The following is a 19,642-nucleotide window of genomic DNA, read 5'->3' on the forward strand; positions in this document are numbered from 1 at the left end:
CACTTGATCGTGTGCGGCGCATAAGCCAGCACGAGCAGCGCGCGCGGTAACGCAGCGAGGCGGTCAAGCTGGCGGCGGATGCGCGCGGCCTGCGCGGTGGCGTCGTCGCCCGTCAGGGTGGATTCGGGCGGCACGCCCTGGTGCAGCACGGCGAGCGATGACTGTCCGCCGCGCTCGAAGGCATGGCGCAACGCATCGCGCAGCGCTGCCGCGTGACTGGTGTACAGGTCGCGCATGGTGAGCCTTTGCGGGAGATTGATGCAGTGCAGAAATGCAAAAAACCCGCATTGCGCGAGCTTCAGAAAATTCGGGGACAACTTCGGACCGTCCGAATAATTCGCGATTCTCCGCACATTTTACGGAATGTCAAACAGCGAAGAACTTATTCATCGCGCATTGACTGAGACTTTTTTTCAGATCTGTCCGATTTCTATTTCGGGGAATGCAGAGAAGGATCGGAGGGGTTCCAGGGTGGCACTTCACCCGTCTTGTCGCCGGTCGCCATACCGGACCGGTTATTTTCACCCAGCCACGGAGAAATGAGAATGTCGGATCAGCAGGAACGCAAAGGAACGCATTACCGCTTCGCAACGACTGCCGCACTCACGGAGCGCGGCGGCCGGGTTAGCACCGCATCGGAATTCAGATTGTGCGGCCTGGGTATAGCCCGCGTTGGTGACGTTGTGACGTACCCCGATGGAAGCGAAGCGGTCATCGTGGACGGCGCGGGTTACGCCGCCACGATCGACAACCGGGCCGCCGCGCTGGTCGGTTCGCACCTGAGCAACGGCGACCGGATCATCGAAACGCCGTGGGGAAAACTTGCGAAAGGGCTATTCATTGAAGAAGGAACAGACGTTCCCGGCCTGTTCGACGCAAACTGGACGCCCCCGCCTCGCGAGCCGCTCGCGCGCTTCGCCATCTCCGGCGCAACGACTGCACGCGGCGGCATGGTGCGCGAGGTAACAGGCGAATGGGAAGTTGAGGGAACGCACCGCAAGGCCGCCGCTATTGGCGATTTTGTCGAATACGCAGACGGAACCCGCGCGCATCATTACGGGCATCGGCATGGTGGGCAATGAACGGCTTCGCTATGCGGTCGTTGGCAGTCTGCTAGATAACGGCAACATGATTACGGACAGCCCGCATCGCGAGCCGCAGACGTCCACCGTCTTTGTTCCCATTGACGAGCATGGCGTCGCGCTGACGCGTCAGTAACGCGGTAATCGTGAGGCGTCGAACCGCAGTAGTTCGCGCCTCACCGGACGGCGGCGCATAGCCCGTCACCGTTTATCTCGGACACAGGGAAAACGAATGCGAATTCCGGTAGTCAGATTCGGCGACCCGACCACCACAGGCGGGAAAGTGCATGCAACGCACAACAACATGAGAGACAACGGAAAGGCGATTGCGCTGCACGGAGAGCATGCAACGTGCGGTAACTGCAAAGGCACCTGGCCCATTGTCGGCACCGCATACAGAATGCGAAATGACGGGCGGCGGGTCGTACTTCACGGCGACAAGGTTTTATGCCCCTGCGGCAAGAATCGTGTTATCTCCCTGTCGAAAAGCTGCTTTTATCATCGCTTCCCCGGCGAAGAAGAACGCGTGGCTATCGCTGGTTCGCCCGCGAGCGTTGCCGCGGAATCGGGCCAATATGACGAGCAATTTACCCTTCACGATGCACGCGGCCGTGTCCTGCGAGATACGTACTACACGCTTCGCTTGCGGTCTGGTTCACTTGTCCACGGCGTAACCGATCAGATGAGTCGCACCGAGCGATATGCAACCGAAGGCGCGCAGCGCGTGGGGATGTATCTTGGGCACAGGGAGACATAAATGGCTGGCATTTTCTATGCAGTAGTACAGGGTGATCCACTTACGAGCGGCGAAGGAAGCTCCGTTTATTCCACAAAGAAACACGTAGGAACTATTGCCGATAAATCCGGGCGCCTCCGTCCCATGATTTTTATCGGGGATGAGGGATATTGCCCGAAATGCAAGACTATGGGGACCATTACCTATGGCGCCGGCATGAGTAGCCGGAGGCGCATGGTGGACCTGGTGAACGGTGGACGGCTTCAGGCTGTAGGCGGGGAATCGTCCTGTGCAAATGCGCCGACCCTCCCCGAATCATTGCGGTGTACGGGCGCAAATGGATGATTCACGATCAAGGCGACGAAAAGGCCGTATCTGTTACCAAAGCGCCCGCGCAAAACCTCGCCTACGACCAACAGTTTACGCTAGCCGATGCCACAGGCAAATCGCTTGCGAATACCTGGTACACCGTGCGTATGCCGTCCGGCCAATTGCGCCACGGCGTTACCGATTCGGCTGGCAGGACTGCGCGATACAGGACAGACAGCGCGCAACGCATCGCACTCTATCTCGGACACAGGGAGTTATGACATGATGCGTCGAATTGCTGTCGTAGGGGATAAGCTCGAACACGGTGGCGAAATCCTTCCATATGACGGACCTGAATTTACCTGGGAAGGCCACCAATCCGCACGGGTCGGCGGCGCGGCGTTCTGCGAACAATGCAAGAGTACGGGCATTATTGCCAAGACTGGCGGCCCATACCGCCTCACCTTCGATATGGGCGAAGTCGCGATGGACGACGATATTGTGTTGTGCGGCTGCGCGAACCCACCCCGCATTAAGGCGAAGCTTTCGGGTGAATCATGGTGTACCGATCAAGCCGAACACCACCATGCTATCGCGCAAGCATCGGCTTTGCTCGCTGCTGATGCTAGCAAGGCGTCGCGCCATGATGAACAGTTTACTCTGCGAGATGCGAACGGGCGTTCGCTCGCCGCTACCTATTACACGATCCGCTTTCCGTCCGGTTCAGTCGCGCATGGAGTGACGGACGCCTTGGGTCGCACGATGCGCTACAAAACAAACGGAGAGCAACGCATCATGCTCTATCTCGGTCATAGGGAGGCGTAATTGACGGTCTATTACGCAATTGTCGACGGTGATCCAATCTCTAGCGGCGGCTATGTTGTCGCCAATGGCACAGACGACACCATAGAAGGCCCGGACGGCAAGATGCGCGGTGTTGCGTACATTGGCAATCAGGTTTGGTGCAATGCCTGTAAAACCTGGGGCACAATCGTTGAGCGTTCGCGCGTTCCTCGATACTTGAGAACAGATCATTATTTGCACGGCAAACAGGCCGTTAGCGATGATGGTGTTGCGTGCAAATGTACAGTCATGCCGCGCCTTATTCCCCGATATGGAATGAGAGAGTCGTTTCACGACACTGCGCCTTCCGCTCACTCTACGTTCGCTCGACAACTTCCCCCGTCTTCGTCCGCTCACGTTATTTACGACGAACAGGTCACGCTTACGGACTGTCGAGGCAATGCGCTCGCGGACACGTATTACACGGTACGCACGCCGGATGGTGGACTCATTCACGGCACTACGGACAGCATGGGCTGCACCGCGAGGCACGTAACGGACGGCGCGCAAAAAATCGCAGTCTATCTTGGACACAGGGAGTAAGCATGTTTGACCGACTGGCAACTGACAGCGACCGCACATCAACGGGCGGCGAAGTCATCGGCCGAAGCGGCATGTATGACGAGCGCGGCAAGATGTACGCCCGAAAGGGAAACAAGGCGACGTGTGGAAAATGCAAGGGTGTATGGGAAATTTGCGGGACCGCTGATGATTGGCTCGATGATGGTTATCCAATGGTCAAAGACGGCGATCACGTTCTATGCCCCTGTGGCGAAAATTTCGTCTTCGCTTGGGGCGGCTCGAACGCTCTTTTCACTGAAAGCGTGGGCGAAACGCAAACTACAGCGCCCGCACCAACGCGCCGCGTTGCAACCTACGACGAGCAATTCACGCTCACTGATGCAAAGGGAACGCCCCTCACGGATACCTACTACACGGCCCGCATGCCTTCGGGCGAGTTGCGGCATGGCGCAACGGATTCACAGGGGCACGCGGAGCGATATGCAACAGAGGGCGCTCGATCAATCCGGATTTATCTTGGTCACAGAGAGGATGCATAATGCCTGATGCACTCGGAAGCGCAGTAACGAATACAGACCCGAATTCATGCGTCAATCTGCAATCTGGGCGGCTTTGCAAACCGTGGACACTTTCACCGCGAGGCATAACTTTCATGGCTGTCCTTGAAAGTGGAATTCTAAACGGAACGTATCGTCACGTTGTACACCACCATATAACCAACCTTCCGGTTGTTGACGGCTTTATCTTGCAAGTGTACGACGATGGAACTGGCATTCCAACAGTAGGACTGGGGCATCGTGTCTACCCGCAAGACCATCTTCACATAGGGGACGTTATCACGCTCGATCGCGCGAAGGAGTTCTTTCGGCTCAATCGGGAACCCGCTGAAATGGCAATCAATCGGGACGTTCACGTACCACTGCATCAATACGAATATGATGCACTTGTGTCCGTCATTTTCAACACTGGCCCCAATCGCCGACCGCGTGACCCGTGGCCGAGTACCCGGTCGCAATACTTGGCCGATTTTTTGAATCATGGCGAGTATGGTCGAATGCATGATGTGATTCGCGGATTCATTGCCAATATCGTCGCAGGCCGCCGCCAGCGCGAGGCACGTCTGTTCGATACGGGGGTCTATGATGCGACTCACTAAATTTGTGCATGCATGTATGTTCGGTGCTTCCTACTACGTGATTGGCGTTTCCATTGCAAATTCGGCGTCAATCTTTGGAACCACCTTCGATTACAGAAAAGCGGAACCAGCAATCAACCAGTTCCCGGGAATGACTCCCCAGAAAATTGCCGAGCATTGTAAAAGTCAGAATCTGGGAATGATGGAACTGGCCACATGCGCCCAGTTCAATTTCGAGTCAGCCAAGACGACGCTCGCTAGGGCCGTCGAATCTACCGAAAGCGAACTGGCGAAAAACGACGTCGAGCTTCGAAAGAACCATAACCCGATTGCTTTACCGTACTTCAAACAGGCGCAAGTCCACTGGCAAAGCTACAGAGATAACCAGTGTTACGCGAACGTGTACGAAATCGGGGAAGCGTCGATACGTTTTGTTGACTTCTGGTCGTGCATGGAAGCCATTACGAAAGCGAGAATTCTTGAGCTAACCAAGCCTGACATAATTCAATAGTTATTTTCAGCCCCGCTTCTGCGGGGTTTTCTTATTCAAGCGTCAGCCGCACCTGTTCCTGCGCTTCGCTGGCGTGATCGAACAGCAGGCCTTGCCCGTAGGCATTCCCGTTGCGGGACGGGGCTGCTGTTGCCTTCCTGGCGCGCGCTTGCATGGTGTTCTGCCTTCGGTGGCTTCGAAAGCTAAATTATATAGACGCACAGCGTCCTTCGACGCCGCATAATGCGCGAGCCCCGGATACGCGACGCGCGGCCCCGTGACCGACGACGTCACGAGCACGCGCCCGCCGCCCTGGCGCACGAACGCGGGCATGGCCGCCTGCGCGAGCCAGAAGCACGCGCTTAAATTGACCGCGAGCGTGCGCTCCAGCACGGCGGGCGTGATGGCGTCGAACCGCATGAGCGGAAAATACGCGGCGTTGTGCACGAGCACGTCGAGCCGGCCAAAGTCGGACTCGACGCGCTCGACCAGGTCCACGGCGGCCGCGCGACTGGCGAGATCGACATCGTAGGCGCGCAGCGCCTGGTTGGCTTGCGCCGTTTGTGTGGGCCATGACGCAAGCCAGTCGCGCGCGACATCGGCATGCAGATCGGCGAGCGCCACGTTCGCACCATGCCGCGCGAACGCCTCGACGATGCCGCGCCCGATGCCTTGCGCCCCGCCCGTCACGAGCACGGTCCGGCCTTCGAAATGGCGCGAGAAAAAAGTCTCGGCGCTCATGACGGATACCGCGTCACATTGAGCACCTGCGCGTGCGCGCCGACCGGGAAGTTCGACAACGCATCGAAACGGCTGCCCTGGTAGCCGAAGATCTTGCCGTCGGTCTTCATGCGATCGAGGTCGATCATCACCACGCCGAGCGTCGGCACGATCTTCTCGCGCCACACGAACAGATAGAGGTTCGCGTCGATGCCGATCATGTGGCAGCGGTCCACGTCGGCCAGTCCCGCCTCCACGCCAGAGAGACATTGCCACGCGTAGAAATGGTCGTTGAGATAGATGTGCTCGTAGCGCTCGGTCGCGCTATAGGTGTAGAGGTTGCGCATGCCGATCAGTTCGCGGGTCGGGGCATGGAGCGGGGCTTGTGGTGCCGCTTGCAACGGCGCTTGCGTGCCGCCCTCCGCGGCGAGGCGGCCATGGCGCAACCGCACCTGCACGCCCGTGAGTTCCATGCCGCGTTCGACGCGCGTGAACGCATCGATATGCGTTTGCGCCTCGCTCGGCAGCGCGCCGACCACGGCCGTGCACAATTGCCTGCGCAGATCGAGCACGTAGCTCGTTGCACAAGGGAGCGGCTGGCCTGCGTCGTCGACAAACGATTCGTCGGCGCCGATGTAGTCGACGAAATAGATGCCGTCACGCACCGACGTGACACGGCACGTGTGCCGTTCGCGCGGATGAACCGGCTTTGCGCCACCCGCCTGCGCGCGCTCGACTTCGACGCTCTGCGGGCCCGCGAAATGCAGCGTATCGACGCTGCCGTCCGCGTAGTTCAGAACGAACTGGCGGCCTTCGAGGTCGCTCACGGGTTGAAGGATGTGGCTGTCCGGCGCGAAGCCTTCGGCGAGCGCGCCGACCTGGATGAATACCGGTTCAGACATGATGGAATGGACTCCTGATGGATGGTTGGGTGGAGGAAATGCGCCGCACGGTTCGCCCGTGGCGAAGGTGGCGTGCCCCCCACTCTACGAAGTTGACCTCGCGCGCGGCATCGACCATAAGGATGACAAGCGGGATGACAACAGGCGTGCCGCGCGCCATTGCCCTCAGTAGTCGAACGCCTGCACCATCTCGTCGATCAGTTGCCGCTGGAACGCCTGAAAACGCGCGCCCGGCTGCTGCGCGATCGCGAGTTCGAGCATCGGGTCCTCGACTTCCGTGCGCACGCCGGCGAGCGTCTCGACGATCGCGTGGCCGCAGAACGGCACATAAGCCTCCGAATAGCCGCCCTCGTGCACGATCACGAGACGCCCGTCGCAATGACGCGTGGCGGCGTCGCGCACGAGCTCGGTCATCGCGCGGTAGCTCTCGCTATGCAGCAGCATGCGCGCGAGCGGATCGACGGCACTCGCGTCGAGCCCGCTCGCGACGACAATCAACTCGGGCCTGAAGCGCGCCAGCGCAGGCAGCACGATGCGCTCGAACGCGTACAGATACGCGTCGTGGCCGCCGCCGGGCTGCAGCGGAATATTGACGTTCGCGCCCATGCCGGGCCCGGCGCCGCGCTCGTCGCCGCCGCTATAGCCGGGCGGAAAACAGTTTTCCTGATGCAGCGAAATCGTCAGCGTATTGGGGTCGTCGTAATAGATCGACTGCGTGCCGTTGCCGTGGTGCACGTCCCAGTCGATCACGGCGACGCGCCCGATACCGTGCTTCGCGCGCGCCGCCTCGATCGCAATGGGAATGTTGGCGAGCAGGCAAAAACCCATCGGCTTGTCGCGCAGGCAGTGATGGCCCGGCGGCCGCGACAGCGAAAACGCGTTGGTGGCCGCGCCGCTGAGCACCGCATCGACGCCGGCGATCGCGAGGCCCGCCGAAAGCGCCGCGATCTCGTAGCTGCCCTTGCCGAACGGCGCGAGCTCGCCGAGATCGCCGCCGTTCGCGTCGCTGAGCGCCTTGAAGCGCGCGAGATAATCACGCGGATGGATGCGCAGCAGGTCGTCTTCGGTCGCCGCGGGCGCGCCGCGCAGATCGAGCGATGCCGCCAGCCCCGATGCCTGGATCAGCGCCAGCAGACGCCGCTTCGATTCCGGCGACTCCGCATAGCCGCTCGCCGAAGGCGGCTGGACCCAGCCGCCCACCGGGAAAAACAGCGCATGCGTGCCGCCCGTGTGCCAGAAAGTCCGTTCGTCGGTCAGGAATGCTGTCTTGCTCATAGAGTTCTCTTGCTGGTTGGTTCATGGTGAATTAGGGGTTGCAGCCGCTCGCAGGGCGGTCTGCGCCCGGGGCACGAATCAGCGGCGCTCCACGCGCAGCAGGCACAGGCCGGAAAGCACGCTGATCGCCGCCGCGCCCGCAAAGAGCGCCGCGATCGATGCGCCCGCATCGAGCAGCACGCCCGCGATCAGCGGACCCGCCGCGAGCCCTGCGCCGATCACGAAGTTCAGCGAGGCGATCAGCCGTCCGCCCCGGTCGTGCTTCGCGGCCGCGGCGAGAATGAATGGCAGTACGAACGTCCACGCGAACTTGAACGCGAAGACGGCCGCGCAATAGCCGGCCGTGCCCGGCCGCGATGCGAGGCCCGCCAGCGCGAACGCGAGAATGGCGTAGCCGCAGACCAGCATCGCGAGCCGCGGCACGCGTCCGCCTATCGTCGATGCGCAGGCCGCGCCCACGATGCCCATCACGCTCGCGATCGCGAGCACTTCACCGGTGCGCGCCGCGTCGAAGCCCGCGAGCGCGGCGGCCTTGCTCGCGAAGGTCCAGACGCCGCCGATCGCCACGTAGAACACGAACACGCCGGCGATCACCCATGCCGCGTTTATTGCCGCGTTTATTGCCGCGTTTGCTGCCACATCCGTTGCCATATTTGCCGCCACGCCCGTGGTGTTCGCGCGTTGCCCGCCGGCCTGGCCCGAAGACGACCTGGCCACGCGCCCAAGCGCCGGATCGAAGCCGCGCGTGAGCGGTGCCGCGCACAGCCCGAGCACGCCCAGCACGACATAGAGCGCGCGCAGGCCGAAGTCCGCGAACAGCATCGGCAGCAGGAACAGCCCCACCGCGCCCGCCACGAGCTGGCCCACCACCCAGAGGCCGTAGACGCGGTCGCGGTTCGCACTCGTCGCCGCGCTCGTCATGCACAGCACCATGAGCGTGCCGCCGCCGAGCGCCGTGATCGCGCGCAGCGCCAGGAGGCCCGCGAAGCCCGGCATCAGCAACGCGGTCGCGAAGTTGCCGGCGCAGAACACGGCCGTGGCGACGACCGCCACGCGGCGCGCATCCACGCGCCCGAGCCAGAGCAGCGACGGCAGCGTCGCGCAACTGAAGGCGCCCAGCTCGACGAAGAAGTACGTGCCGATCTGCGAAGCGGAGAGGCCCGCCTGCACGCCGAGCTGCGCCGCCACGGCGGGCGCGACCAGCAGCAAGAGCGGCGTGATGGCCGCGAACACGACGAGCGAGAGCAGCGTCGACGCCGCGAAGTCGCGCGGCGCGGCATTGGCCGAACCAAAGGAAGAAGCGGACGAAGATGACGAAGCGGGATTTTTCATGACGATGAATTTCCGGGTTGAGTGCCGCGATGCATCAGAACGATCAGAACGTATGGGACAGCCCGGTCATCGCGCCGAACTGCGAGACGCCGGCGATGGGCAGCGAGTCATACTCGTAGACGGGCTGCGAACTCCCGCTCGTGTTGTGCGAATAGCCGAGATTCAGATAGGCGAAGGTGCGTTTGGAGAGTGCGTAGGTGGCGCTCGCGACGTAGAGCGTGGGATGGCCGACGCTCGGCGTATTCGAGAACGTGTGATAGATGCCGGCCGCGAAGCTGAGCACCGTATCGGGCCGGTAACGCGCGCCGCCCCATGCGACGGTCTTCGCGGGGGCGAGCGAGCCCGTCTGACGCTCCACGCCGCCGTAGAGCGAGAGCTTGCTGAGGTCCCAGTGCGCGGCCAGCGCGCCGATCGTGCTTTGCTGCGCCGAGGTGTCTTCGGTAGCGGAGACCGTGCCGTACGATTGATGGATCACGGCACTCACGCCGAAGCCGTTGCCCGCGTATTGCGCGCCCGCTTCGAGCACGCGCCCCGAGCGCGAGTTGCCGGGCACGCCGCCCGTCGCGGCGAGCGCTTCGCCGCTGAAGCCCGCGAGGTCGGCGGTCTGATACTTCACGGCGTTGTCGACGAAAATGGAATCGAGTGGCACGAGCTCGCCCTGCCCGCTATACGCCGCGTAGTAGAGCGGATCGTAGAACAGCGTGCGATCGAACAGCACGCTGAACTGCCGCCCGAACGTGACCGTGCCGAAGCGGCCCGTGAGCCCCACCCACGCGCCGCGAAAGAACGCGAGACCGGGTACGGTCGCGGTGCCGTCGTTCACGTTCAGCCCCTGTTCGAGGCGGAAGATCACCTGCACGCCGCCACCCAGATCCTCGCGGCCCGTGATGCCGATCTGCGAAGGCAGCACGCCATAGTTCTGCAGATTCACGGCGCCGTGCTGACCGTCCGCGTGGGACAGGTACTGAATGCCCGCATCGAGAATGCCGTACAGCGTCACGCTCGATTGCGCGTGCGCGTTGCCGAAAACGCCGAGCGTGAGCGCGCAGGCCGCCGCCATGCGCGCGAGCCGGGGCAAGCCAGAGCGCCGCGGTGAATCAGATCGTTGCATTGATAGACTCCAGACCGTTCAATATCGTTGTGGTGGTTGTCGATGGGCCTTGCTCGTCCGACGGCCGGCGAGAGAGGCAATCCGTCGATACGCAGGCCCTCGATCTGGCGGCAGTGTCGGTAGAGAGAAAAGACCTGAACAGACGTTCAGGTGAACGATGCGGAAAACCCGAACCTGCCTCGCGCGGCGCGTGCCGGGCGCGCCCCAGGGCCGTGTGGCGCGACGCGCGGCCCGCCGGCGGAACGCGCTTGGCCGCTGATCCGGGCGCCTTCCCCGTTCAAATGGAGGGTATTTGCGGGGCGCTGGAGGCAGGGGCGGTGCAAAATTCGCGGCACGTATAATCGGTTCGAATCCGGCCCATGACCGGACCCGGCATGACCGACAAGCGGAGGAGTACCGATTGAAACGCATCGCAGACCAGCCGATCGCATCCGCCCCCGCTCCGGACATGCCCGCGGCCATCGCCGTCGACGGCTACGCGCAAACCGCGCCGCCGTGGCGCAGCGACGACTTCGCAGGACCGTTCGCGCGCAACGGCACGGCCACGCGCGATCTGAGCATGCTCGTGCTCGACCTCTACGCGCTCGCGAATCAGACCGGCATCGGCGAATTCGAAAACGGCTTTTTCCGGCTGCTGTCTTCGCTGCTCGCGTTCGATGCGGGCTGGACCGGCGTGACGACGCACACGGCCGCCGGCCCCGTGATGCACAACAGCTTCACGTGGGGCCTGCCCGATACGTTCTTCGGCGACTGGGTCAAGGTGCGCGACTGCGATCCGCTCGCGGCCGGCACGCGCGGCGTGCACGGGCGCGCGATGCCGATCTCGATCGTCGACCCCGGCGTAGCGCCACGCTTCGTCAACTGGTCGGTCAAATACGGGCTCGCGCAATTGATGGTGGTGACCGCGCTCGATCACCGTTTCGGTCTGACGACCTTTCTATCGGTGTATCGTCGCGCGCTCGACAAGCCGTTCACGAGCGACGACGCGCACAAGCTCGAAGACGTCATCGTGCATCTCGCGGCGGCGTTGACGATCAACCGCTCGTTCCAGCTCACGCGCGAACGCGACACCACGCCGAGCGCCTCGCCGGCGCGCGCGATCTGCGATTCTTTCGGCGCCGTGCATCAAGCCGACAAGGCTTTCGAAACGATGCTGCGCCTCGACTGGCCGCTCTATGCGAACCAGACGCTGCCGCAGCCGCTGATCGACTGGCTGCACGGCGACGCGACCCGTCCGTTCGCGGGCGAGCATCTCACGGTGCAATGCGTGCCGACGGCGGGCCTCTATCAGCTCGAAGCGCGCGAGCGCTCGGCGCTCGATCGTCTGAGCCCGCGCGAACGGGTCGCGATCGAGCATTACGGCGAGGGCCTCTCGCACAAGGAAGTCGCGCAACGCATGGGCATTTCGCCGACGACCGTGCGCCATTATTTGCGCTGCGCTTATCGCAAGCTCGGCATGCACGAGAAGACGGAGATACCGCGGTTGCTCGCGGCGCTCAAGCGGGGCGATGATGGGGCGGGGGGTGGCTGAGCCGCGCGCGATGGCGTCTCTCGCTCATCCCCTCGACGCATGAATGAGCGGCAACGTCTGGCCCCAGGGCAGCGCCTGCTCGAGCAGCGCGGCCACCTGAAGCAGCGTGGCCTCGGCGCCCATCGGCGCGGCCAGTTGCACGCCAACCGGCAGATCACCCGATTTGCCTGCCGGCAACACGAGCGCAGGCGTCCCCGTCAGGTTGAACAGCGAGGTAAACGCACAGTAATCGAATACCTTGTTGCACCAGCCACGGGCGTCGAGCGTATCGTCGTTCTGGTCGAGATAGCCGAGCGGAACCGTCGGCATGCGGGTGACGGGCGTCACGAGCAGATCACAGGCGCCGAAGAAACGGCCGATCGCGCGAGACACGTCGTTCATCTGCGCGAGCGCGCGCTCGAGATCCAGCGCCTTGAGCGCCATGCCGTGCGCGATGCAGGCCCGCGTGCAGGCTTCGACCTCGTCCGGATCGAACGGCCGCCCCAGCGCGCCGGCAATCCCCATCGCCGACGCCGCGAGAAATGATGTCCACAACGTCAGATTTGATTCGGATAGCGAATCAGCATGGTAGTCGGGCGTTGCAAGCTCGACGATGTGCCCCAGTTGCTCCAGCGTTCGCCCCACTTTCTGCACGGCGGCTACGCAGTCCGGGTCCGTTGGGGCGCTGCCGGGAAAGCGTGTCGACAGCGCGATGCGCAGGCGGCGCGGCGGCGTCCCGATCAAGTTCGAATAACGCAATCCAGGTCTTTCGATGTTGAACGGTGCGCCGCAATCCGGTCCTTCGACCGCATCCAGAACGCCGGCACAGTCGCGCACGGTGCGCGCGACAACGAACTCGATGCCGAGCCCGTGCAGCGGCATGCCGAAGTCGGGGCCGGCCGGCGTGCGTCCGCGCGAAGGCTTGAGCCCGACCAGTCCGCATGCCGACGCCGGAATGCGGATGGACCCGCCGCCGTCATTCGCATGGGCGACCGGAACGATGCCCGCCGCAACGGCCGCCGCCGCACCACCGCTCGATCCGCCCGCGCTGAATCCAGGGTTCCAGGGATTGCGGGTCGGCCCCTTGAGCACGGCCTCCGTGGTGGCGTTGAAGCCGAATTCGGGCGTGGCGGTACGCCCGAACGTGGCGAATCCGGCGCGGCGAAAACGCGTCATCAATTCGCTGTCGGCTTGGGCGACGTAGCGGCCGGCCAGCAGCCGCGAGCCGCTCTCGTTACGCACGCCGGCCGCGTGCAGGATCAGATCCTTGATCAGGAAAGGAACGCCCGCAAACGCGCCATCCGCCGAATACTCGAGCGGGCGGGGAAACGTTTCGATCAGTGCGTTCAGGTGCGGATCGACCCGATCGGCTGCCGCGCGCGCGGCGGCCAGCACCTCCGCGGGCGAAACGCGGCGGGCGAGGATTTCTTCGGCAAGTCCGGTTGCGTCGTAGCGGGTGTATTCGGCGACATTCATAAGGAATCCTCTGAAAACGTCATGTGACCCATTGGAACAGACGGCCGCACGACAGGTTGACAATGCGTTCAACCGGCATTTCAGCAAACCCCGGGCGAGATCGCCATCGTTCAGATGCACGACCCCCGCGCCCTCGCCCCGCGAAGCGCCGCGCGGCCGTCCCCCGCTCACGCGTGCCGGTTCTCGTCCCAGAGCCGCCGCGAAAGCTCGCCCTTGTTGTGAACGCTCAGCTTCGTATAGGCCTGACGCAAATGATGTCTGACCGTGGCCGGCGCAATGCCAAGCTGCCTCGCGACCGACTTGTAGTTCTGGCCCTCGCAGAACATCTGCGCCACGGACAGCTCGCGCGGACTGAGCAGGTACGACAAACCCACCGGCCGCGCGGAGAGGATCATGAAGCCGCTCACCGCCTCGCCCGTGAGCTTCACGTGACGGCCGGCGAAGGTCGATGCCGCTGGCCCCGCGAATGCGCGGCACACCGCGTCGGGCAACGTAACACCGTCCCAGTCCGGCCATTCGCGCAACATCAGGGCGTGGAACGGCGCGTCGGCATATTGCAAGGCGCGGGCGGAATCGAACATCGCGACCGAATGGCTGTCCGGCGCGCGGGACGTCGCGCGCATCCAGTGGAGACGGTTTTGCTCCAGCGCGCTCGCGATATGCTGGATGACGAGTTCGAGCGTGTGGGCGTCGTGCCCGCTGTACTCGCTGCGCCGGGCGCCGCGATAGAGCGACACGTGGGTCACGCGATTCGGAGCCGATCCCGCGCCCGCGGAAAACAGCACCTGCGAGATGTTCTGCCGGCGGCAGAACGACCGCAGCGGCGCGACCCGCGGATCGACGCGCGCCTCGATGGCCACCGCCGTGCCCGGCGACTCGCTGGCGATACCGGCCATCGGGTCGTTGCGTTTCACCTCCATCCAGTCGTCCAGGAAGTCCGGACGGACGTTGTAGAGGCGGCTGCTATGCAAGCGCGGGCCGGCCGGCGTCAGCGTCGAATGTCCGAGCCAGCCGCTGTCGAAATCGATATGCTCGCGCAGCAGCTCAAGCACCTGGGCGTCGAATTCGTCGAGCCGCGCAGCGGACGCAAGCGCGTAAAGCGACAGCAGCAGCCGGCTGACGCCCTGCGCCAGCCGGTAGTCGCTACTCGCCATCAAACCGATGTTTGAGGAACTGCGATTCATGCCCGTCTCCCGATGTCGTCGCTCCAATTGGGCTCCATCATGGCATGACTGGAATGGACGGAACACCGGTTCGCTGAAGTTCCGCCCGCGCGATGGCCCTGGACGCCGATTCGGCACCCTCGAATAGACGCTTCGAGATTTTCGACTTGGTCGGCATGCCGCGTATCCCGCCTGTGTCGTCATCTCGGCCGCGCTTGCGGTCGCCTGCGTGACCGACGCCTCTCAGGCCGATCTTTTCAGGGCGGTCACGGCCGGATACGAAGCGATGGCTTTGATCGGGTGCACCGCCGGCGGCATGGATACGGTTCACCGCGGCTTTCACCCGACGTCGGTGTATGGCGCGTTCGGCGCCGCGACCGCATGCATTGCACTCCATGCGTACAGCAGCGGCAAGCCGGTCGAACGCGACGCCATCGTCGCCGCCTGGGGCCATGCGTTGTCTCAGGCGTGTGCGTCGATGCAGTTTTCCGTCGAACCAACGGGCGGCGAAGTGAAGCGCGTGCATGCGGCATTGGCGCGCGCAATGGCGTGATGGCGGCCGACTTCGCGCTGCTGCCGGCCGTGACGGCGCCGCGCCTCGTGGTCGAAGGCAAGTACGGCGCCGCGGCGATCTTCGGCGGCCCGCTGCGCAGCGTGTCGCTCGACGAGCCGCTGCAGATCCACAAAATCAGCATGAAGCCCTATTCGTGCTGCCGGCTGTTCCACTCGACGATCGACGCGCTCTCCGAGATCACGGACGGCTTCAGTGTGCCCGCGGAGAAGATCGACGAGATCCTGATCACCGGGCCGCGGCTCATTGCGGAGCAGCACATAACGCCCGCCGAATCCACCATGACCGCGCAGTACAGTTGCCCGTATATCGTCGGCGCGACGCTGGCCTATGGGGCGACCCGCTACGACGTCTATGGCGAAGCCTTTCTGCAGGACCCCAAAATAACGGCGTTCGCGCGCAAGGTGCGCTTCGAGATCAGCGAAGAGATCGAAAGGACCTACTACCCGAAGCAGTTCGCGACGGGCGCGACGATCCGCTTTGCCGACGGCAGCACGCGCTCGTCCGTCGTGGTCGACAGCGTGGGCACGCCTCGCAGGCCGATGTCGCGCGAGCAGATCATCGCGAAGGGCGCGGGCCTTGCATCCCAGGGCGAGTTCCCGTCCGGCGAGTTCCTTGCCGAAGTCCTCTGGGACGGTCGAGGAAGCCGCGCGCTCGCTCAAGCGCTCACTGGCGGCGCATGAGCCTTGACTGTCCTGGTCGGTCCGGGGATTGAATGCCGGCACGTATTCCCGAGGAGACGGTTGTGACAGAACAATCCGCGATCAAGATCGAATTCGAACGGCTGCACGGCTACGGGAGCGACGCGCACGAGCAGGCGCTCGAAGAAGAGCCCATTTTCTTCAACGACTACCTCACGATGGCGCGCACCGCGCTGGACGCGGGCCATCTCGAGCGCAAGCTATGCGATTTCGTCATGATTGCCGCGAACTCGAGCGTGACCCATCTGAATTCGGAAGCCGTTGCACTGCACATCAGGGCGGGTTGCGTCACGGCTTCGAGGGCTATACCGCGTTTTCTTCCACGCCGTGGCGCGAGGGTTCGTTGGCGCCCGCAGCGGGTCGAACTCCGCAGTGACCACCAGCGCGCGTGGCAGGTCTGTGAGCGACGGCACGCGTAACGGACAGCAATGGGGATTGACGATGTCGCGCTCGTTCGCGAGGTAGTCGTTCCAAAAGCGGATCATCGCCGCGCGCGTCAACGAGTAGCCGGACTGGTTCTCGATATAGGAGCGCGTCGGCGGCGTGTGGTAGTCGGTCACCGGATAGACGAGCACCTGCGCCCGCAACGCGGGGCCGCCCTCGTCGCGAATCCGCAAGGCCGTCACTGCCGCGAGATTGCCGCCCGCGCTGTCACCGGCCACGACGATGCGCGCCGGATCGACCGCCAATGCGTCCGAATGCTGCTCGACCCAGCGCACCGCCGCGAGGCAGTCGTCGACCGCTGCCGGGAACCGATGCTCGGGCGCGAGCCGGTAGTCGATCGCGATCACGGCATTGCTGCTGCCCGCGCACAGATCGCGGCAGACGTGATCGTGCGTGTCGAGATTGCCGATGACGAAGCCGCCGCCGTGAAAGAACACGGTAACGCCCTGGCTTTGCGCGTCGATCGGCCGGTACAGGCGCGCGGGCAGCACGCGGTCGGTCAGCGGCATGGCGATATCGACGCACTCGCCCACCGCCGTGCGCCGTTCGAGCGGCGGGTAAGCGAGGCTCGCGCGCAGCGCATCGACGCTCAGGCTCTCCATCGGCGGCGCGGATTCCAGTCCCTTCAGGAGCGCAGCGATTTCAGGATCGAGAGGCATGGCGCGTCACGCCGCAATCGTCTGAACATCGGCGACAGCGAATTCCTGCGCAGCCCCTTCGGCCGCGCCACATGTCGGCTGCTTTTCATCAGAGTATTGCATCGCTTGCCTCCGTCAGTTTCGTGTCCTCTGTTCACGAAGGTCACCTTCCCGCCCCGCATCGGCAGTTCGCGACCATCGTCGTGGCTCACTTCTTTCGCGAGCGTCGTATTGAGCAGCGTGTTCATCGCTTCCAGCAGGTCGCGATGCTTCGACTTGTCGATCGCGAGATTGTCGACTTCGTCGGGGTCCGCTTTCAGATCGTAAAGCTCGACGTCGTTGTGCGCGTACAGCTCGTCGAGATTGCGCGGGGTGTTGTAGTCGAGCAGCGAGAAATAGCGGCTGAACCGGTAGCGGCCGTCGAACACGCTGCGGATGGCGCCACGCAGCGCCAGATTCGGCTGGAACGCCCCCGCCTGCTGCAATCGCTCGGACAGCGGCTTGCCTATTTCGATCAGCGACCGAAGCTCTTCCGCGCACCACTGCGCATCCACAAACAGCAGCATGTGGTAGTTGAACAGCGAGGCCGCGCGCAACGCATGCGCTGGCGCCTGCTGCGGATTCGCGAGCAAGGGTGCCGCGCTTCGCCCCGGAAGCCCGCGCGTCAGATCGGACAACTGACTGTCCGGCATGCCCGTCAGTTGCAGCAGCGTGGGCACGACATCGACGTGCGACGTGACGGCCTCGCAGGTATTGCCGCCCATATAGGCAGGATGACTAATAATGAACGGAACGTAATTCTGCTCGCGGTAGGTACACGTGCCCTTGCCCCACATCTGATGCGCGCCGTTGAGCTCGCCGTGGTCGGCCGTCATCACCATAATCGTGTTGTCGGCCATCCCGAGTGCATCGAGCGCGTCGAGCAGGCGGATGACCTGCTGGGATCGACGAATGGGCGATGTTGTACCCCACGCTCCTGCGTGGATCACTCCAGCTCGGACACTACCGCACGGACGTCCCCGACTGGTAGCGAAACGTTCCCGAACTGCCCGACCGGTGCCGGCTTGGCGGCGAGCCCGCGGCGGCCATCCTCACCGACTGCCTGAAACCGGCCACGTTCACCGCATACTGCACCGGCGAGGTGCCGAGGGAATGGGTCGCCCAGGCTCGCCTGCGTCGTGATCGCGATGGCAACGTCGAATTCCTGAAGTCCCCGATCCGGTTCGCGGCCCTGCTGCGCGAGGTCTCAACGGCGGCCGCTGCAAGGAGCATCCCGTGCGCAGCCGTGCTCAATGCCCCCCATCCATCGAAGGCGTCATCACCTGCTGCCGCGCCCCTTCGTTGACCGGGGGTTGCGCCGGCGCGCGCGGCGTCGCTTGAAGAATGTACTCGCGCGAGCGTTCCGGATTCAGCAGCACGAGCCCGAGCGCGCCGCTCACGAGCAGCATGACCCCCACGACAATAAAGCCATGCTCATAGCCAAGCGCCGGATTGCCTTGATTCGCCTGCACGATCCCGCCCATCAGCGCCGGCGCGATCAAGCCCGCCAGCGTGCCGATCGAACTGTTGATGCCCAGCAGCGCGCCGCGCTGCCTCACCGAGACGATGTCGCTGATCATCAGCGGTCCGAACGAAAATACGAGCTGGCTCAGCGCGCCGCCTATGGCGAGGCAGCCCACCTTGAGCGCCGGGCTCAGCCCGCTCGAAGTCGCGAGAAACAGCACGCCGCCCAGCATCGCGAAGCCGCTCACCATCGCGCCGCGCGCAAGGCGCGAGCTCACGCCCTTGCGCAGCAGCCGCTGCGAAGCCCACGCGAGCAGCAGCGTGACCGGAATGAATGAACCGACGATGGTCGAAAAGAGCCAGCCCGTCACGATCGGCGCGAAGCCCAGGCCAAGCCGCAGATAAACCGGGAACCACGTGAACGCGAGCGAGATCACCGCATATTCGACGAAATAGATGAACAGCACGCCGAGGAACGTGCGGTTGAGCAGCAGATGACGATAGCCAACGGTCTCGCCCGCGCCGTCGGGCGCCGTGTCCGATGCATCCGATGCGTTCGATGCACCCGACGCGCCCACGGGCCCATCACGGCCGATGACGAGCCACAGCGCCGTCCACACGATCCCGACAATGCCGAGCGCGAAGAACGCCATATGCCAGTCGTAGCGCACGATGATGTACGAGAGGATCGGCCCCGCAAGCATGAGCCCCGCGCTCGCGCCCTGCTGCACGATGGTGTTGGGCACGTTGCGCTGCGCGTTGTCGAACCATTTGTAGCAGGCGTGCTGCGCGAGCGGAAACGCGGGCCCTTCGCCGAGGCCGAGCAGCACGCGCGAGGCGATCAGCATGGGCAAACCCACGCTTGCCGTCACGAGCGGAAACTGAACCGCGCTCCAGATCACGGCCAGCAGCGTGAGCAGCCATTTGCTTTGCACGCGGTTGGCGAGAAAGCCAAAGCCGATGCCCGAAAGCGAGAACAGCAGAAAAAAGCTGCTGCCGACGAACCCGAATTCGCGCGGGCTCAGGTTCAGGTCGTGCATCATCGGCACGGCCGCGAGGCCGAATACGGCCTTGTCGGCGAAATTGATCACCATGAACAGAAACAGCATGGCAACGATCAGCCATGCGCGTATCGACCCGCTCGATGCCCTTGCATCCATTGTCGTCTCCATGTCGTTT

Annotated in this window: 21 protein-coding genes and 1 pseudogene; 11 read left to right on the forward strand and 11 right to left on the reverse strand. The window is 63.6% G+C overall.

Annotated features, from left to right (window positions below; genetic code table 11):
- Positions 1-236 (reverse strand): hypothetical protein (locus U5775_RS28565; RefSeq protein ID WP_322061469.1); only part of this gene is annotated, 236 nt, incomplete at its 3' end.
- 309 nt (positions 237-545) lie between these two features.
- Between U5775_RS28565 and U5775_RS28570 the strand changes: the two genes are divergently transcribed.
- The 7 genes from U5775_RS28570 (at position 546) to U5775_RS28600 (ending at position 5,138) form a co-directional block, all read left to right on the forward strand.
- Complete coding sequence (locus tag U5775_RS28570) at positions 546-1,082, forward strand: PAAR domain-containing protein (protein ID WP_322061470.1); 537 nt, start codon at positions 546-548, stop codon at positions 1,080-1,082.
- Between the two features lie 232 nt (positions 1,083-1,314).
- On the forward strand, positions 1,315-1,839 hold the full coding sequence (locus U5775_RS28575; RefSeq protein ID WP_322061471.1) for a PAAR domain-containing protein: 525 nt from the start codon (positions 1,315-1,317) through the stop codon (positions 1,837-1,839).
- Positions 1,840-2,159: 320 nt separating this feature from the next.
- On the forward strand, positions 2,160-2,408 hold the full coding sequence (locus tag U5775_RS28580) for a hypothetical protein (RefSeq protein ID WP_322061472.1): 249 nt from the start codon (positions 2,160-2,162) through the stop codon (positions 2,406-2,408).
- 1 nt (position 2,409) lies between these two features.
- Positions 2,410-2,952, forward strand: a complete 543-nt coding sequence (locus U5775_RS28585; RefSeq protein WP_322061473.1) for a PAAR domain-containing protein — start codon at positions 2,410-2,412, stop codon at positions 2,950-2,952.
- A 563-nt stretch (positions 2,953-3,515) separates the two neighbouring features.
- Entirely contained in the window at positions 3,516-4,031 is a 516-nt protein-coding gene (locus tag U5775_RS28590; protein ID WP_322061474.1) for a PAAR domain-containing protein, read from the forward strand.
- Between the two features lie 113 nt (positions 4,032-4,144).
- The gene (locus U5775_RS28595) at positions 4,145-4,648 is read left to right on the forward strand and encodes a lysozyme (protein ID WP_322061475.1); all 504 of its coding nucleotides are present in this window, start codon (positions 4,145-4,147) and stop codon (positions 4,646-4,648) included.
- A 16-nt stretch (positions 4,649-4,664) separates the two neighbouring features.
- Positions 4,665-5,138 (forward strand): lysozyme inhibitor LprI family protein, encoded by a 474-nt coding sequence (locus U5775_RS28600; protein WP_322061476.1) that lies wholly within the window; start codon positions 4,665-4,667, stop codon positions 5,136-5,138.
- 198 nt (positions 5,139-5,336) lie between these two features.
- Here the strand turns inward: U5775_RS28600 and U5775_RS28605 are convergent.
- The 5 genes and pseudogenes from U5775_RS28605 to U5775_RS28625 form a co-directional block, all read right to left on the reverse strand.
- Positions 5,337-5,858, reverse strand: a pseudogene (locus tag U5775_RS28605) (SDR family NAD(P)-dependent oxidoreductase); the annotation flags it as partial.
- Positions 5,855-6,742: a MoaF C-terminal domain-containing protein gene (locus U5775_RS28610; RefSeq protein ID WP_415913681.1), complete on the reverse strand. Its 888-nt coding sequence runs from the start codon at positions 6,740-6,742 to the stop codon at positions 5,855-5,857. The gene U5775_RS28610 and the pseudogene U5775_RS28605, both read right to left, overlap by 4 nt.
- 162 nt (positions 6,743-6,904) lie before the next feature.
- The gene (locus U5775_RS28615) at positions 6,905-8,014 is read right to left on the reverse strand and encodes a class II histone deacetylase (protein ID WP_322061478.1); all 1,110 of its coding nucleotides are present in this window, start codon (positions 8,012-8,014) and stop codon (positions 6,905-6,907) included.
- 78 nt (positions 8,015-8,092) lie between these two features.
- The gene (locus U5775_RS28620; protein WP_322061479.1) at positions 8,093-9,346 is read right to left on the reverse strand and encodes an MFS transporter; all 1,254 of its coding nucleotides are present in this window, start codon (positions 9,344-9,346) and stop codon (positions 8,093-8,095) included.
- Between the two features lie 43 nt (positions 9,347-9,389).
- Positions 9,390-10,457, reverse strand: a complete 1,068-nt coding sequence (locus U5775_RS28625; protein ID WP_415913679.1) for a porin — start codon at positions 10,455-10,457, stop codon at positions 9,390-9,392.
- Positions 10,458-10,905: 448 nt separating this feature from the next.
- Here U5775_RS28625 and U5775_RS28630 point away from each other — a divergent pair, with 448 nt between their 5' ends.
- Entirely contained in the window at positions 10,906-11,988 is a 1,083-nt protein-coding gene (locus U5775_RS28630; RefSeq protein WP_322061542.1) for a helix-turn-helix transcriptional regulator, read from the forward strand.
- A 24-nt stretch (positions 11,989-12,012) separates the two neighbouring features.
- Here the strand turns inward: U5775_RS28630 and U5775_RS28635 are convergent, their stop codons facing one another.
- Together U5775_RS28635 and U5775_RS28640 are read right to left on the reverse strand one after the other, a co-directional pair.
- Entirely contained in the window at positions 12,013-13,443 is a 1,431-nt protein-coding gene (locus U5775_RS28635) for an amidase (RefSeq protein ID WP_322061480.1), read from the reverse strand.
- A 167-nt stretch (positions 13,444-13,610) separates the two neighbouring features.
- Positions 13,611-14,627, reverse strand: a complete 1,017-nt coding sequence (locus U5775_RS28640) for a helix-turn-helix transcriptional regulator (RefSeq protein WP_322061481.1) — start codon at positions 14,625-14,627, stop codon at positions 13,611-13,613.
- Between the two features lie 208 nt (positions 14,628-14,835).
- On the opposite strand from U5775_RS28640, the gene U5775_RS28645 reads away from it, so the two are divergent.
- Positions 14,836-15,159 carry an MmgE/PrpD family protein gene (locus U5775_RS28645; protein ID WP_322061482.1) on the forward strand — a complete coding sequence of 108 codons (324 nt, stop codon included), beginning with the start codon at positions 14,836-14,838 and terminating at the stop codon, positions 15,157-15,159.
- Positions 15,159-15,860: a hypothetical protein gene (locus U5775_RS28650; protein WP_322061483.1), complete on the forward strand. Its 702-nt coding sequence runs from the start codon at positions 15,159-15,161 to the stop codon at positions 15,858-15,860. The genes U5775_RS28645 and U5775_RS28650 overlap by 1 nt, the downstream gene beginning before the upstream one ends.
- 218 nt (positions 15,861-16,078) lie before the next feature.
- Here U5775_RS28650 and U5775_RS28655 read toward each other — a convergent pair whose 3' ends face one another.
- Both U5775_RS28655 and U5775_RS28660 read right to left on the reverse strand, forming a co-directional pair.
- Positions 16,079-16,981 carry an alpha/beta hydrolase gene (locus U5775_RS28655; protein WP_322061484.1) on the reverse strand — a complete coding sequence of 301 codons (903 nt, stop codon included), beginning with the start codon at positions 16,979-16,981 and terminating at the stop codon, positions 16,079-16,081.
- On the reverse strand, positions 16,948-17,949 hold the full coding sequence (locus tag U5775_RS28660) for a sulfatase-like hydrolase/transferase (protein ID WP_322061485.1): 1,002 nt from the start codon (positions 17,947-17,949) through the stop codon (positions 16,948-16,950). Before U5775_RS28660 ends, U5775_RS28655 begins: the two co-directional genes overlap by 34 nt.
- 56 nt (positions 17,950-18,005) lie before the next feature.
- On the opposite strand from U5775_RS28660, the gene U5775_RS28665 reads away from it, so the two are divergent.
- Entirely contained in the window at positions 18,006-18,305 is a 300-nt protein-coding gene (locus U5775_RS28665; RefSeq protein WP_322061543.1) for a type IV toxin-antitoxin system AbiEi family antitoxin, read from the forward strand.
- Here U5775_RS28665 and U5775_RS28670 read toward each other — a convergent pair.
- Complete coding sequence (locus U5775_RS28670; protein ID WP_322061486.1) at positions 18,250-19,623, reverse strand: MFS transporter; 1,374 nt, start codon at positions 19,621-19,623, stop codon at positions 18,250-18,252. The genes U5775_RS28665 and U5775_RS28670 overlap by 56 nt on opposite strands.
- Positions 19,624-19,642: the final 19 nt, after the last annotated feature.

It is taken from the genome of Paraburkholderia sp. J63, assembly GCF_905220245.1.
Lineage (GTDB): Bacteria > Pseudomonadota > Gammaproteobacteria > Burkholderiales > Burkholderiaceae > Paraburkholderia.